The sequence below is a fragment of the Thioalkalivibrio paradoxus ARh 1 genome (assembly GCF_000227685.2).
Lineage (GTDB): Bacteria > Pseudomonadota > Gammaproteobacteria > Ectothiorhodospirales > Ectothiorhodospiraceae > Thioalkalivibrio > Thioalkalivibrio paradoxus.
Map to the genome: position 1 here is coordinate 704579 of NZ_CP007029.1, position 13357 is coordinate 717935.

18 protein-coding genes are annotated in these 13357 nt (G+C 61.4%); 13 read left to right on the forward strand and 5 right to left on the reverse strand.

Annotated elements, in window-relative coordinates; all coding sequences use genetic code 11:
• Nucleotides 1–10: 10 nt before the first annotated feature.
• Complete coding sequence (locus THITH_RS03235; RefSeq protein WP_006745932.1) at nucleotides 11–1876, reverse strand: GMC family oxidoreductase; 1866 nt, start codon at nucleotides 1874–1876, stop codon at nucleotides 11–13.
• A 775-nt stretch (nucleotides 1877–2651) separates the two neighbouring features.
• Entirely contained in the window at nucleotides 2652–3020 is a 369-nt protein-coding gene (locus tag THITH_RS03240; protein ID WP_006745931.1) for a cupin domain-containing protein, read from the reverse strand.
• 268 nt (nucleotides 3021–3288) lie between these two features.
• Here THITH_RS03240 and THITH_RS03245 point away from each other — a divergent pair, with 268 nt between their 5' ends.
• The 7 genes from THITH_RS03245 (at nucleotide 3289) to THITH_RS03275 (ending at nucleotide 7566) form a co-directional block, all read left to right on the forward strand.
• Nucleotides 3289–3573: an RNA-binding protein gene (locus tag THITH_RS03245; protein ID WP_006745930.1), complete on the forward strand. Its 285-nt coding sequence runs from the start codon at nucleotides 3289–3291 to the stop codon at nucleotides 3571–3573.
• Nucleotides 3574–3755: 182 nt separating this feature from the next.
• Nucleotides 3756–4181, forward strand: coding sequence for a YchJ family protein (locus THITH_RS03250; RefSeq protein ID WP_025367224.1), 426 nt, complete (start codon nucleotides 3756–3758; stop codon nucleotides 4179–4181).
• A gap of 73 nt (nucleotides 4182–4254) precedes the next feature.
• A complete protein-coding gene (locus THITH_RS03255; RefSeq protein ID WP_006745928.1) occupies nucleotides 4255–4452 on the forward strand; it encodes a type II toxin-antitoxin system VapB family antitoxin in 198 nt (65 codons plus the stop codon).
• Nucleotides 4449–4817: a type II toxin-antitoxin system VapC family toxin gene (locus THITH_RS03260; RefSeq protein WP_006745927.1), complete on the forward strand. Its 369-nt coding sequence runs from the start codon at nucleotides 4449–4451 to the stop codon at nucleotides 4815–4817. Before THITH_RS03255 ends, THITH_RS03260 begins: the two co-directional genes overlap by 4 nt.
• A 592-nt stretch (nucleotides 4818–5409) precedes the next feature.
• Entirely contained in the window at nucleotides 5410–6663 is a 1254-nt protein-coding gene (ltrA, locus tag THITH_RS03265; RefSeq protein WP_041483389.1) for a group II intron reverse transcriptase/maturase, read from the forward strand.
• Between the two features lie 166 nt (nucleotides 6664–6829).
• Nucleotides 6830–7198: a plasmid pRiA4b ORF-3 family protein gene (locus THITH_RS03270; protein WP_025367225.1), complete on the forward strand. Its 369-nt coding sequence runs from the start codon at nucleotides 6830–6832 to the stop codon at nucleotides 7196–7198.
• Nucleotides 7199–7380: 182 nt separating this feature from the next.
• Complete coding sequence (locus THITH_RS03275) at nucleotides 7381–7566, forward strand: addiction module protein (RefSeq protein WP_198019463.1); 186 nt, start codon at nucleotides 7381–7383, stop codon at nucleotides 7564–7566.
• Nucleotides 7567–7644: 78 nt separating this feature from the next.
• On the opposite strand, the gene THITH_RS03280 is transcribed toward THITH_RS03275, so the two are convergent.
• Together THITH_RS03280 and THITH_RS03285 are read right to left on the reverse strand one after the other, a co-directional pair.
• Entirely contained in the window at nucleotides 7645–7995 is a 351-nt protein-coding gene (locus THITH_RS03280; protein ID WP_006745924.1) for a HepT-like ribonuclease domain-containing protein, read from the reverse strand.
• Nucleotides 7992–8282 carry a nucleotidyltransferase family protein gene (locus THITH_RS03285; protein WP_006745923.1) on the reverse strand — a complete coding sequence of 97 codons (291 nt, stop codon included), beginning with the start codon at nucleotides 8280–8282 and terminating at the stop codon, nucleotides 7992–7994. Before THITH_RS03285 ends, THITH_RS03280 begins: the two co-directional genes overlap by 4 nt.
• 171 nt (nucleotides 8283–8453) lie before the next feature.
• On the opposite strand from THITH_RS03285, the gene THITH_RS03290 reads away from it, so the two are divergent.
• From THITH_RS03290 to THITH_RS03315, 6 genes are all read left to right on the forward strand, one after another.
• The gene (locus THITH_RS03290; RefSeq protein WP_006745922.1) at nucleotides 8454–8759 is read left to right on the forward strand and encodes a nucleotidyltransferase domain-containing protein; all 306 of its coding nucleotides are present in this window, start codon (nucleotides 8454–8456) and stop codon (nucleotides 8757–8759) included.
• A 74-nt stretch (nucleotides 8760–8833) separates the two neighbouring features.
• Nucleotides 8834–9229 (forward strand): hypothetical protein, encoded by a 396-nt coding sequence (locus THITH_RS03295; RefSeq protein ID WP_006745921.1) that lies wholly within the window; start codon nucleotides 8834–8836, stop codon nucleotides 9227–9229.
• Between the two features lie 245 nt (nucleotides 9230–9474).
• Nucleotides 9475–9753 carry a nucleotidyltransferase domain-containing protein gene (locus tag THITH_RS03300; RefSeq protein WP_006745920.1) on the forward strand — a complete coding sequence of 93 codons (279 nt, stop codon included), beginning with the start codon at nucleotides 9475–9477 and terminating at the stop codon, nucleotides 9751–9753.
• Between the two features lie 93 nt (nucleotides 9754–9846).
• Nucleotides 9847–10326: a DUF5131 family protein gene (locus THITH_RS03305; RefSeq protein ID WP_269667595.1), complete on the forward strand. Its 480-nt coding sequence runs from the start codon at nucleotides 9847–9849 to the stop codon at nucleotides 10324–10326.
• Between the two features lie 185 nt (nucleotides 10327–10511).
• A complete protein-coding gene (locus tag THITH_RS03310; RefSeq protein ID WP_006745918.1) occupies nucleotides 10512–10982 on the forward strand; it encodes a helix-turn-helix domain-containing protein in 471 nt (156 codons plus the stop codon).
• A 3-nt stretch (nucleotides 10983–10985) separates the two neighbouring features.
• Nucleotides 10986–11450, forward strand: a complete 465-nt coding sequence (locus tag THITH_RS03315; RefSeq protein WP_041483556.1) for a PIN domain-containing protein — start codon at nucleotides 10986–10988, stop codon at nucleotides 11448–11450.
• Between the two features lie 41 nt (nucleotides 11451–11491).
• Here THITH_RS03315 and THITH_RS03320 read toward each other — a convergent pair whose 3' ends face one another.
• Nucleotides 11492–13177, reverse strand: coding sequence for an RNA-directed DNA polymerase (locus tag THITH_RS03320; protein WP_006745916.1), 1686 nt, complete (start codon nucleotides 13175–13177; stop codon nucleotides 11492–11494).
• Nucleotides 13178–13357 lie beyond the last annotated feature (180 nt).

A 13357-nucleotide genomic window follows, 5' to 3' on the forward strand; every position in this document is an offset into this window, starting at 1 on the left:
CTCTGACCCTCTAGGAGTTGGCTGCGGCGGTGGTGGTCGCTTGGTGCTGCTTGAGTTCCCGCACCATGTACTCGGCGCTCAGGAACGACAGCGCCGACAGGGTGAGGGTCGTGTTGGCAGTGCCGATGGTCGGCATGCTGCCGGCACCGACCAGGTACAGGTTTTCGTGATCCCAGGAGCGCTGCCTCCAGTCCACCACAGAGTGATTCCGGGCATCCCCCATCACGTGCGTTCCGGCCCAGTGGTTGCCGCCCCGGATCACGTAGCCATCGCCCTGGTAACTGACGTAGCCATAGTCGGTCGGGGAGTAGGTGGTACAGTCCTCCGCGCCCAGCCGCTGGTAGAGCCTGCGCGAGAGCTGCCGAGCGCAGGAGACGCCGGCCATGGTGTAGTCGGAAATACCGTAGGACACGATCGGGCGGAGGTTGCCGAGAGAATCCTTGTAACCGCCTTCGACCGTGATCCGGTTGCTCGGCTCCGGGAGGGCCTCGACCATGCAGGCCAGCAGGACCTGGCGGGAAAGCCGGTCCACAAGCTTGTGCCGCAGGGCCACTCCGAACGCGTTCTGCTTGTCCACGAACTCGTCCAGGTCGGCATACGGCGATCCCGTTGCCCACCCCCAGCCGTCGTTGTGCACGCCGACGCGGAAGGCCGCCTGCCGGCGCCGGAATGGGCCGCCGCGGAGGTCCTCGATGCCGGAGGTGCACTGCGTCCCGCGCAGCGAGCCGGCGATCTCCGGCGTCAGACCCCAGGTGAGGAGATAGGCGTGGTCCATCAGGTTGCGCCCGATCAGGCCGCTGCGCCCCGGCAACCCCGAGGCCAGCATCAGCCGGGCATTCTCGACCGCGTTGGCCGCGAGCACGAAGATGCGCCCGCGCACCGTCCCGGTCGTGTGTTCGGACGACGACGGATCGCGGTAGGCCTTGTACTCGATGTGGCTCACGCGGCCATCCGGCCCCACGTGAACCCGCGATGCCACCGTCTGCGCCAACAGATCGACCCGCCCGGTGGCCAGGGCCTTGGCCAGGGTTTTCTTGGCGCTGTACTTTGCCTGGACCGGACAGATGGGAGTGCAGTTGATGTTTCCCTGGCAGCGCCCCCCCTCCTCGGCCGGGTGAACGCTTACCGCGCCAACGGGGGTATAGCCCCTGCCGTTGTCGTACCCGGGATTGGGAATTCCGTTGCGGGCTTGTGGTGTACTGCGAATTGCGAGCGAGTAGGTTTCGTCGTCGAGCACCACTTCGGTGCCGTCCAGATTCCGGGCGAGCATCTGGTCGAGATACGACAGGGGCATCCTGCGCATGGGAAAGACGTAGTCGTCGCCGAAGTCCATACCGAGATAGTTCTGATCCTCGACATCGGCAGAGACGCCGAGCTCGAACTCCGCCTTGCGGTAATAGGGGGCAAGTTGTTGATACCCCAAGGGCCAGTCCAGCCCGACGCCGAAGCGGCTGCGCATCTCGAAATCCTGGGGCAGCATGCGCAGTGCCTTTGCTTCCCAGTGCATGGTCGTGCCGCCGACAACTCGGGTATACGTGCTGTCGATTGCCAGCGGACCCTTCTGCACCAGGTAGCTGCTCCCATCAGTCTCGCCAGGCTGTAGCTTGCGCGTATCCGGACTCCTGGGCATCGGGGCATTGGAGTTCTCCGGGTACGGGGAGTTGTTGTCCTTCGTCGGGGCAGCGTAGAACCGTTCCAGGTATTGCTGGTAAGCCGGGACCGTGAACTCGTGGCCGGGTCCTGCCTCCAGCACGAGGACGTGAAACCCGTTGTCGCTCAGTTCCTTGGCGATGATGGATCCGCTCACGCCGGAGCCGACGATCACGGCGTCGTAGGTCGTGTTCGCTGCTGTTGTGTGATCAACTTGACGGTTCATGTGCCTCGACTCCAGGCAGTCCGTACGTGATGTGCCCCGGTGCTGTATCGCCCTCGGCGGCTTGTGAATCTGCCGAGGGAGATTCTGGTATTGGCATCGGGGGAAGAACGTCCAAAACGACTATGCCTGTTGTGTAGACGGGTATATTCCTATTAGTCAAGGCACATGGGGTGCCATCGCGAAAAATGGCCCCTGATAAATCCAGATCATCGTTATATAATCGATTTCCTAGTTATCCCGGAAGCTCCGCAAATTGGAACGGGCCGTCATCGAAACCACCGTCATCGCGAGGAGCGAAGCCTTTAGCCGCGAGCGCAGCGTGGCGGGACGTGGCGATCCAAACGGCGTGAGTCGTCCCCACGCCGCCTGGATTATTCGCTGCGCTCACCCTGCGCGGGCCAGCCTTTCGGATATTGCGAGTTTCGTGAAACTGTTGGAAGAGGGCAGGTTGCCCTACACGCGCGTCGGCGCCCACCGGTGCGTTCGCTACCAGGGTTTGCTTGCACACAAGTAGAAGCAGGAGCAGCGGTCACAGGCTGCGCTGGATGAGGTTGCCCGCCAAGCCCAGGAACTCGGCTTGGGCTACTGATGCGGTTTGTCGCCCTGCTGGATGCCTGTGTTCTCTACCCGGCACCCCTGAGAGATATCCTGTTGCGACTGGCGGTCCCGAGTGCGTAGCCCGTTGCCGCGCGGATGCCCGGGTGCAGCCGAGCCCGGCTGGCAATTCCATGATCGATTGGAAATGAATGACTGGGCCCCGCTGCTGGGCCTCAGGTCACATCGGTTCCGGATCGATGTCCTCGTAGGCATCGCGGGTGAACCGCGGGGTGCAGACTGCGAGGAAGACCAGATCGCCAGTGCCGACGTTGCGGATTCGCTGCGATGCGCCCGGCGGCACCACGACCACGTCGCCCGCACCGACTTCCAGCGGCGCTGCCCCGGCCACCTCGGCGCAGCCCTTCCCCTCGAGGATCACGTAACGCTCGGTCACGCCGGTCAGGCGATGAAGCCGGGTGGTCACGCCGGGTTCCACGCGGGCGCGCGCCACCGACACTGCGGCGTCGTCCGGTGTATTCCACCACTCGGTGATGTGGCAACGCTCCTCGAACCAGTACTCCGTCGGGGTCTGGACAGTCCGCGTCACCTGACAGTCCCTGATGCCGTTGGTGCCTTGGGCTGTATCGTTGCGCGGTACATGTTCGCGGCTCCCATCTTGTTCACCGTCGCTGCTCGCTTCCAGTCTAACCTCGCCGGCTGGGCGGGGTCCCGCAATCCAACACTAGACGGTGCGCCGTCCCGGGTTGTGCCAGTGGAGCGACGGGTGTGCTGTCCCCGTGCGGGCGCGCACAGCGGTTGGAGCAGGTCCGTCAGGGCCGTTACGCTTCGGACCGTTGATTTCTGACAGGAAGCGCATGATGGACGTTACAGAGGCGGGTCTGCTCGCATTGACTCCCGGTGGCCGGGTCGTGTGCGGGGATCCGCAGAGCCCTTTGTGTGCGGTTTTTGTCGAGAGCGAAGCGGCGGGGCTGGCGCAACTCGCCGGCCGGAAGGCTGCGGGGGCTGCGGATGCCACATTTGCGGCGGAACTCGGCGTTTCGGCTCAGACCATCGCCAACTGGGAGAACCGGGTCGGGACCCTCAGGCTCCAGACACGAAGCCAGAACCGGCTGCGCCGCCTGTATGAACGTTCCGGCTGACGGGGTGCAGTACCCGAGCGCCGGCCCCGGACAAGGCGTTTCGACAATCCCGAGCGGCGGTGGAAGCTCGCGTTCGGAAGTGACCGCTGACCCGCATTCTTCCAATGCTGGCGGGCGATACCGAACCCCGTACCCTGGAAATCCGTTGACCCGGTCAGCCCATGTCTGTAGACGTGCGGGCCATGAGCAAGCGTGAGAAGGACGGTGGTGGAGCGGACGGGGCCTGCCCTTGCGGGTCCGGGGCGGCGCGTGCGGCCTGTTGCGGGCGCTATCTGGACGGGGAGGCCGTCGCGCCCACCGCCGAGGCGCTGATGCGTTCGCGGTACTCGGCGTTCGTGGAGGGGCGCCGGGAGTACCTGTTGCGGACATGGGCCGAGGAGACGCGCCCGGAGGTGCTGGAACTCGACCGGGGACAGCGCTGGCTCGGTCTCAGCATTCGCGCCACCTCCGCGGGCGGGGTGGCCGACGATGTCGGCGAAGTGGAGTTCGTCGCCCGATCCCGGGTCGGTGGCCGCGGACTGCGACTGCACGAGCGCAGCCGATTCCGGCGCGTGGATGGCCAGTGGTTCTACGTGGATGGCAGCTTCCCCGGAAAACGGTCGGCGTGAGGGCTTGCACTGCACGATGACAGGCATCAAATGATGTACTCTTTGATGCATCAGTAACGGATGAGGTGTTTCCATGCGCACGACGCTGAATATCGATGACCAGTTGCTGGCCGAGGCTCAGCGCGTTACCGGTGTGAGCGAAAAGGCCGCCCTGGTACGGGAGGGGCTGCGCGCCTTGATCGAGCGCGAGAGCGCCCGGCGGCTGGCCCGGCTGGGCGGAAGTGAACCGCAACTGGAGCCCGTGCCCCGTCGGCAGTCCGATCCCGCATGATCCTGGTCGATACCTCGGTGTGGGTCGATCACCTGCGCGCCGGCGATGCCGTGCTGGTGGAGTTGCTGAACGACAGTCAGGTGCTGATGCACCCTTTTGTGCTCGGTGAACTGGCCTGCGGCAACCTGCGCAACCGCGGTGAAGTGCTGCGGCTGCTCCAGCATCTGCCGCAGGCGATCGTCGCCAGCGATCAGGAGGTACTGTTCTTCATCGAACGCAACGCGCTGATGGGCCAGGGTATCGGCTATGTGGATGCGCACCTGCTGGCCGCCGTGACCCTGGGCGGCTCGACGCAACTGTGGACACGGGACCAGCGGCTGCGGTCAGTGGCCGAGGCCTTGAAGCTTGCGTACGGCGAGGATTGATCGAGGCCCCCTCTGTCAGCATAGAAGTGTGTGCCGCAGCGTGCGGATTGGATGACAGGAGTCTGCCATGAAGCACTAGAAGCTGCTCAAGTGATGGAGGGACCGACCCTCCGGAGTCTGCCTACAGGGGCCGGCTCCAAACCGCCCCGAGCGGCATTGGCTGAAGACCGTTGTCGTGAGCATCGAGGGAAAAGGCATACCCACGTGGTATGTCAGGTACGAATCAAGAAGGCGAGTGACCACGAACCATCGTCGAGGTGTCGAAACTGATAGGTGACATCAAAACCAAAGGCCACTTTTACTTTTGGGAGCAATCCACCGGAAACCTGTTTACTGGGTGGATGATGTCCGGCATAGAGATGGCGCGAGTTTGATTCAGGCGCTTGAGTGGAACTGCGGGAACTCGGGATCGTGATGTGAAGGGAGAACGTCAAGTGAAGAAAAGCGAGACGGAGAGTACCGATGCACGAGCCGAGGACGGATCGATCCGTACGAGCGACGAAGCGTCTGTAATGGCCGCCGAGCGAAGGGATCGAGTTGTTCCGATTGGGTCACGAACCAACTTCGAGAGGAGGATGAGTCCGTGGCACCAATGAGACCGTTTGATATTTCCAAGATGCTGGTGTGGGAGGCATACCAGCGCGTAAAGGCCAATCGAGGAGCGGCCGGTGTGGATGGGGAAACGATCGCGGAGTTTGATCGTGACCTCAGCAGGAATCTCTACCGGATCTGGAATCGGATGTCATCGGGCAGTTATTTTCCGCCGTCGGTGAAAGCGGTACCGATTCCCAAGAAATCTGGAGGTGAGCGGATGTTGGGCGTCCCGACGGTCGGCGATCGCATCGCCCAGACTGTGGTGGCGCTCGTGTTGGAGCCGATCCTGGAGCCCGTTTTTCATGCGGACTCCTACGGCTACCGGCCCGGTAGATCAGCGCACGATGCGCTTGCCATCACCCGCAAACGGTGCTGGGAGCGCGACTGGGTGCTGGAATATGACATTCGCGGCCTGTTTGACAACATCGACCACGGCCTTCTCCTGAAAGCACTCAGGTATCATTGCTCGGAAAAATGGGTTTTGCTGTACGTGGAGCGTTGGTTGGCGGCGCCGATGCAGATGCGGGACGGGTCGGGGCAGGCGCGGACGATGGGTACGCCGCAAGGCGGGCCGCTATCGCCGATTCTTGCCAACCTGTTTCTGCATTACGCATTGGACCACTGGCTATCACGCTTCCACGCCGATATCCCGTTTTGCCGCTACGCGGATGATGGCATCTTGCACTGCCGAACGGAGGCCGAAGCGCTGCAAATGCGGACGCATTTGGAGGAGCGGCTGGCCGCGGTCGGACTGGAGATGCACCCGGACAAGACCCGGGTGGTGTATTGCAAGGACAGCAGGCGAACCGGAACCCACGACCATATACAGTTCGACTTCCTGGGCTACACGTTTAGGCCCCGGCGCATCCTAACTCGTCATGGCAAGGTCCGCACTGGGTTTACGCCTGCGGTCAGTCGCCAGTCGATGACCGCGATGCGCCAGTCTTTGCGGCGGCGTCGACTTTCGCTGCGAAGTGACCTGTCTCTTGGGTCTCTCGCGGAGTATCTGGCTCCTCGCATTCGTGGCTGGATGGCGTACTACTGTCGGTTTCGTGGATCCGAATTTCAGCCGGTCGCGGCTCATATCGACCGGGTGATTGTTCGTTGGGCCATGAGGAAATACAAACGCTTGCGCGGGCATAAGCACCGGGCGTTTGCCTGGCTTGCGCGCGTCAAGCGCCGATTCCCCGCGTTGTTTCCGCATTGGTGCGGGCGCGGGGCGTTCGTGGTCGGAACAATGGGAGCCCGGTGAGTCGAGAGGCTCACGCCGGGTTCTGCGAGCGGCCATGGGGGCAGTTCCCGTGGCCGACTCACCCCGCTGGATTGGACGCAGTAAACTTAACCCTCGAGGGGGCGGAGAGAGCGGGGAGCTGCTGCGTATCGGCAGACCGGACGACGAAGGATTCGGTACGGGCGCGGTGACGCTTCCCGGCTGGGCCGTCGGCGTGATCGAATTGATCGAGGAGGCGGGCCAGACCTTCGACTACGAACACGACTTCGGTGATGGCTGGAAGCACCGCATCACACTCGTCGGAGTCGAGCCGCGCATCAAGGGACAACGCTATCCACAGTGCCTGGCGGGTGCCCGCGCCTGCCCACCGGAAGACTGCGGAGGGGTTTGGCGGTACGAGAACCTGGTCGAGGCCCTCCTGGATCCGAAGCACCGGGAGCACGAGGATCTCCGTAACTGGGTCCCAAAGGGTTGGGGGCCGGAGACCTTCAAGGCTTCCGATGTGCGTTTCGACAATCCCAAGCGACGGTGGAAGCTCGCCTTCGGAGAGGAATGAGCTCGTCGTCGAGGTTTGCTGCGGCAACGTGTTGTTGAACGGGCGCACGGTACCAGCAGCGGCTACGTGCGGGCGCTCAGGGTGTTGTACCCCAAAAACTGCCAAGGGTAACCTGTTACCAAAACCGTTGGAGGTGAAGGGTGCCAGCGTCTCTGAAAAGTATTGAAGAGCAAGCGCTTACCTTGCGCGCCGAAGAGCGGGCCCGGCTGGCGGAGTCGATGCTCGCTTCCCTGCACTCGCCCCTGGCGGAAATCGACGCGGCCTGGGCCCAGGAGATCGACGAGCGTATTGCGGCATTCGACCGTGGCGAAATCCCCGCCTATGCTGCCGAGGACGTTTTTTCCGACGCCCGCCGCATGTCGCGGTGAACCGCGCACGGTTCATTGCTCCGGCACGCCGGGAACTGCTCTCGGCGGTCGCCTACTACAGCGACATGTAAGCACGCATCATCCGGAGGAACGTGGGTCGGCCTCCTGCAGCATGGTTCGAATGCAATCCTCCAATGCGGGAAGGTGTGTGTCGATGACTGCGGCGATCGTCAGCGGATCGATTTCGCCCAGGTAGTTGTGGACCAGGATGTTGCGAAAACCGCTGATCTGGCGCCAGGGGATGTCGGGACAGAGCGCCTTCTGTCGATCTGGAAGCTGCTGGGTTGCTTCGGCCAGCGTCTGAAGATTGCGCAGGGCAGCATCGTAGAGGATGTCATCCTCGGCAATATCCCCACGCGACTGGATTCGGCGAATCTTGGCGATCGCGTCGAGCACGTGCAGAGCGTAGGGTTCCCACGGCTTGTTCACAAGGCTACGGCCTCCTCGAGGACGCGATCCCGGATGTGGCGATTCAGTTCATGTTCCGGCACCACGTCCACGTGCCTTTGAAGCAATTGGGACAGGTCCTCCGCCAGCGGCAGCCGTTGCGCAAACAGGTCGTAGCCACGAGAAAAGTCGACCAGAAAATCCACGTCGCTGTCGGGGCCCTCTTCGCCGCGCGCGACCGATCCAAACACGCGGATGCGGCGGGCACCGTAGCGCTCACCCAACGCACTGATTTCAGACTTCCTGTCGCGTAGTTCATCGAGCAGCATGGCGACGACCTCACCTCGGCCCAGGAGAATGGATGCCGAGAGCATACGAGTACCGGCCATCCTGGGCAAAGGCGCTGGGGCCAGGAAACTGCAGCCGAGCCTTCGGTTGAAGTCGAGGCGTTCCGGGCCTGTGTTAAGCTGTTGTTATGCCACACCGTTCAGGAAAGTTCGATGCGCCTGACAGCACAGCAACGCCGGGTCATCAGGCAAGCCGCCCTCGACTGCTTCGGGCCGGAGGCGCGCGTTATCCTGTTCGGGTCGCGTGCTGACGACACGGCACGTGGCGGCGATATCGACCTGCTGATCGAAACGCAGATCACCGACCCGGAAGAGATCGTCCACGCGGAAATCCGTTTTCAGGTGCAGGTTCAGCAGGCGATCGGCGAACAGAAGATCGACCTGCTCGTGAACTATCCTGGGCGTGGCGAACACCCGCCGATCTTTGCCATCGCCCAACGAACCGGGGTCAGGCTGTGACCGACGCAGCAGCACAGCAGCTGGCAGATGCCTGGCGACAGTGTCAGCGGCACGCCCATCACCTGAGGCATGCCATGGCGTCCCTGAAGGACAAGCTTCCGCTGTCGGGCAGCCAGCTCGCCACTTTGGACGACGAAGCCGTTCAGGACCTCGACCAGTTCGTGCTGCGCTTCGGCAGGCTTCAGGATGCCATCGGCGCTCGGCTGCTACCGGCCGTGCTGCACGTTCTCCAGGAGCCTTTCGAAGACAGGCCGATGATCGACAAGCTGAACCGCCTGGAGAAGCTGGGTTTTCTCCAGAGTAGTGAAGAGTGGCAGCGCCTCCGAGCGATTCGGAACCGCTTTTCCCATGACTACCCTGACGACCCCGACAAGAACGCCGCGCTGCTCAATGTGGCGTTCCAGTCGGTAGACGATGTCATGGCCATCCTGCGGCGAATCGAGCAGAAAATGGCCCTGCCGCCAATCTGACGGCGGCAGCTGGTAAAGGAAATCGACGCGGGCAGACTTCCACACCGGATGGTCGGAGCCGCCCGCCGGATCGCCTTCGAGGATCTGTTGGCGTACGGGCGTGAGATGCGCCCCAGGCAGGGCGCTGCTCTGGAACGCATGGCCGAGAACGCGCGCGAACTCGGTCCGGATGAATGACGTGATGCACTCCCCTGTCTTACGATGACAGAACCAATCCCATTCATGGCCAACACATGAAACCCTCCATGGCCCTTGCGCTCAACCGGAATGCCGTTCGCGAGAGAATCGGGCGTTACCCGGCCACAAACCCTCGGGTGTTCGGGTCGGCGCTTCATGGCACCGACGAGGAGGGAAGCGACCTGGACCTTCTCGTGGACGCACTTCCCGGCGCGACCCTGTTCGACCTCGGAGGCTTGCAGGTCGAGTTGGAGGAGTTGCTCGGTGTGCATGTCGATCTCCTGACACCCGGGGACCTGCCCGCGAAGGTCCGCGCCAGGGTGCTGAGCGAGGCTCGACCGGTTTGACCGAGAACCGCCTTTCCGACTACCTCGACCACATGCGGCAGCCAATGCCGGCGCGTTCGTCGAAGGACCTGCAAGCACCGCTCCGCCGAGACCATCGATCGTGTGATGGCGGTGATCGCCCAGACGCCGCAACAGACCTACCAGATCCTGACCAAGCGCGCCGAGCGGCTGCCTGCGTACTTCCGCCATCGCAGCTGCCCGCCGAACGTATGGCTGGGGGTGTCGGTGGAAGACCGGCAGTACGGTCTGCCGCGCATCGATCGGCTGCGCGAAGTGGAGGCACGGATCCGCTTCCTCTCCGTGGAGCCGTTGCTGGAGGACCTCGGCACCCTGGACCTGACCGGAATCCACTGGGTCATCGTCGGTGGCGAATCCGGCCCGCGAGCCAGGCACATGCGCCCCGAGTGGGTCGGTAACGTGCGCCGCCAAGCCGAGGCCAGCGGCGCGGCCTTCTTCTTCAAGCAGTGGGGGGGCCGGGGCGCCGACGGCCGCAGGCGGGCGAAAAAGGCGAATGGTCGTCTGCTGAACGGGAGGACTTGGGACGAGACTCCGGGTCGTTGGGTTGGAGGCTGACGCTAAAAATCCCGTGATCAGATCTCGCACGCTGGGGGCGGTGGTACCGAGCGAGACTGACCCCCAACCTTCTGTGTGCTGCATATAATGCGCTTATTGCGTTTATCGACTATGCTCGTTTTTCCGGGAAACGGGGTTGCGGATACGCCGCTTTCCGTGGATGTAGCTTCGAAGAGGTAACGACGATGACGGCGGCTGATCGGGTGCGCGAGGTTTCGCCGCCACCCCTGTCCGAACAGGACAGGGAACTGGCGCGTGTCGCCCAGCGCTGCATCATGTCGGCGCTGGACCATTCCAGGGCCGCGGCCATCACGCTGACCACCGACACGGGCGAGCATCCGACGGTGGAAGTGCCCCCGGCGGCGCTGAAGCTAATCGGGCAGCTCCTGGGTGCGATGAGCGAGGGACGCCCGATTGTGCTGATGCCGGCGAAACAGGAATTCACGACCGTGGAAGCGGCCCAATTTCTGAACGTGTCCCGTCCCTTCGTCGTCAAGGAGATCGACGCCGGCAGACTTCCCCACCGGATGGTCGGCACGCACCGCCGGATCGCCTTCGAGGATCTGCTGGCTTATGCGCGCGAGATGCGCGCCAAGCAGAGCGCTGCACTGGAGCGCATGGCCGAGAATGCGCGCGAACTCGGTTTGGACTACTGACCCGTGGCGGGGAATGCCCGGTACACTGCAGTACTCGATGCCTGTGTCCTGGTTCCAATCGCGATGACCGATGCGCTGATGAGTCTGGCCACCGCAGGGCTGTTTGCGGCGAAGTGGACCACCCGCATTGAAATGGAGTGGCAGAATGCCCTGATCCGGATACGGCCGGATCTTGCCGGGCGCCTCGAGGTCAGGCGAGACAGCATGCGTGAGGCGATTCCGGACTGGGAGATTCCAGAAGCCGCCTGGACGTCTGTCGCCGTGGGCGTGACCCTTCCAGATCCCGATGATGTGCACGTGCTCGCCGCTGCCATTGTCGGTCATGCGGACTGCATCGTCACATCGAACACGCGCGACTTTCCACCTGAGACCCTGTCCTCGTTCGGGCTGGAGGCGATGGACCCGGATCGATTCATCACCGCTCAGTGGGACCTGAATCCGGTCGTGGCCACGACCGCGTGCAAATAAATTCCTGCACCCTGGCCGGACGCTTTCCGACACAACGCAACTCAGTAAATGGCTACTTCCTCCTCACCACCGTCATCCTCGTCATCGATCTCCACGATTTCAAAGCCGAAATCTTCATCAAAATCGGCCCTCAATCTCTCAGTTGTTCTGTTCTCTACCCGTCGGCGCCGCAAGACACTCGACACAGAGTCAAAGCCACTCTCGACTCGAAGAAAGCTGATCTTCTTGGCGATAATAGGTCCGAAGAAAGGGTGTTTCTCAATAAATCTGGAATTGCCCGACGGGTTAACGCCCTGTCGCACGCACTCATATGCGTACAACCACATCGGGCCCTCAAGTCCAGCAGCATCGAGGGACATCGACCATAAACTGTAGTCTACATTTCCTCTAATTAAACCACGGGAGTCCGCTACATTGACAAGAATAGCCACCAGAGCATTATCAAGCTCAAACAGCGACGCAATCCTGGACGCTTCTAATTTTATCTCAAGCCTAATCAATGAGAATAAAAGCCAAATAATCTCACCTGTGCGATTCTCGCCTGCGAGCACGGCAAGTCGGCTCTCAATGAAACTCTTTAGCTTTCCTCTTTCAACGTCGCCTCTCTGCATGGCCCTCAGAATTAGAACTTCTGCGAGAAACGACACCAATGTTGAGTTTCGGCGATAAGCGTTAATCAACTGACTTTGTATGTATCCCCAGTCGTCGGCAAAGACAAAAGCCGAACGCGCGTTTTGAAGCGCAAACTTCTCAACATTGATTTCTCGCTGCTCTTCGCTGACGCGGCCCACCTCATAGAAGAACCGTTGAAATGCCCGTTTGCTTAAGTCCTTTCTCGGAACGTGGGCGCGCACGGCCTCCTTCCATCCTGAGTTGAATCGAAAGGACGACGGAAATACCGCCGACTTGTCGTTGTTTAGCTCAAACTCGTAAACCCCGGCGGACTGTCGAGGGGCCGCAATGGCGGTCTCCCCGCTGATGTCTGGAGGGCAACCGATCGTGTAGTCGTCGACGTATCGGGAAGCATTCGGACTTTTAATATGCAACCGTCTGCGAAGCTCGAGATCTATAGCGGACGCTATAACTTCAGCTAAAAGACGTGATGTGTCAGGACCCACGGGAAGCCCAATCGTTTGGCCGCCCTGCGCATTTCGACATAGCAAATCGAGTAGGTTTCCATAGTGAGACGTGCTGGTATTTTTTTTGGCCCAAACCTTGCCATGAATCGCCCACGGGATAGCGTGGGTATATACAGTATGAAAGAATGCCCTGATGTCAGCCACGGCAAAGCGTTCTAGACGGGAGGCAAGGTCGACTCTGAAATCATCACGTAGATCGACACTCGGTCGAACCAATGCGCGTTCGCCACGCCAATCAAATACCGGCGGAGAGGCGGATATTCCTGATCGTTTTGCGGCCGTACGTATCTTAATGAAGTTTCCGGCGATTGTATGGGATATTGCGAGATAGGAGATTGGGTTTATGATGCCATGTTTTCTGTCGTCATGTCGAAATCGAGGAAAATAGAATAAGCACGGCTCGGACTTAAACCTATGGTACGCGGGAGGGCCGTTCGTCTTGCCTGAGGGGATGGCGTTGATTGCTTTCCAGACTGATTGGCGATATCTTGCCAAGTCCTCCGAAACAAAGCATGGTGGGAGTTCTGGCGCAAAATACCCGTGAGACACCAGTCGGCGAAATCGCTCAGACTTAGTTTTTGCTGTCACAGGGTCTCCTTGGTCCAGTTTCCCGTCTTGAATACAGAAAAATAGGGTAGCAGCGACCCGACAACCGTTCTGCCGCATAGGACATCAAGTGCTCTAGCGAGCCAAATGGGTGCTAGAAGATCAATACGTTTTGGAGAAAAGGGCTGTGGGAGGGCGATGTTTTCTCGGAGGGCTCGTACA

Bases quoted from the DNA above. Each gene is read 5' to 3' on its own strand.
- ltrA (WP_041483389.1), top strand. From the start codon at position 5,410: ATGAGACCGTTTGATATTTCCAAGATGCTGGTGTGGGAGGCATACCAG.
- THITH_RS03295 (WP_006745921.1), top strand. From the start codon at position 8,834: ATGGCGTCCCTGAAGGACAAGCTTCCGCTGTCGGGCAGCCAGCTCGCC.
- THITH_RS03285 (WP_006745923.1), bottom strand. From the start codon at position 8,282: ATGCTGCTCGATGAACTACGCGACAGGAAGTCTGAAATCAGTGCGTTG.
- THITH_RS03290 (WP_006745922.1), top strand. From the start codon at position 8,454: ATGCGCCTGACAGCACAGCAACGCCGGGTCATCAGGCAAGCCGCCCTC.
- THITH_RS03235 (WP_006745932.1), bottom strand. From the start codon at position 1,876: ATGAACCGTCAAGTTGATCACACAACAGCAGCGAACACGACCTACGAC.
- THITH_RS03300 (WP_006745920.1), top strand. From the start codon at position 9,475: ATGGCCCTTGCGCTCAACCGGAATGCCGTTCGCGAGAGAATCGGGCGT.
- THITH_RS03310 (WP_006745918.1), top strand. From the start codon at position 10,512: ATGACGGCGGCTGATCGGGTGCGCGAGGTTTCGCCGCCACCCCTGTCC.
- THITH_RS03255 (WP_006745928.1), top strand. From the start codon at position 4,255: ATGCGCACGACGCTGAATATCGATGACCAGTTGCTGGCCGAGGCTCAG.
- THITH_RS03260 (WP_006745927.1), top strand. From the start codon at position 4,449: ATGATCCTGGTCGATACCTCGGTGTGGGTCGATCACCTGCGCGCCGGC.
- THITH_RS03250 (WP_025367224.1), top strand. From the start codon at position 3,756: ATGAGCAAGCGTGAGAAGGACGGTGGTGGAGCGGACGGGGCCTGCCCT.
- THITH_RS03245 (WP_006745930.1), top strand. From the start codon at position 3,289: ATGATGGACGTTACAGAGGCGGGTCTGCTCGCATTGACTCCCGGTGGC.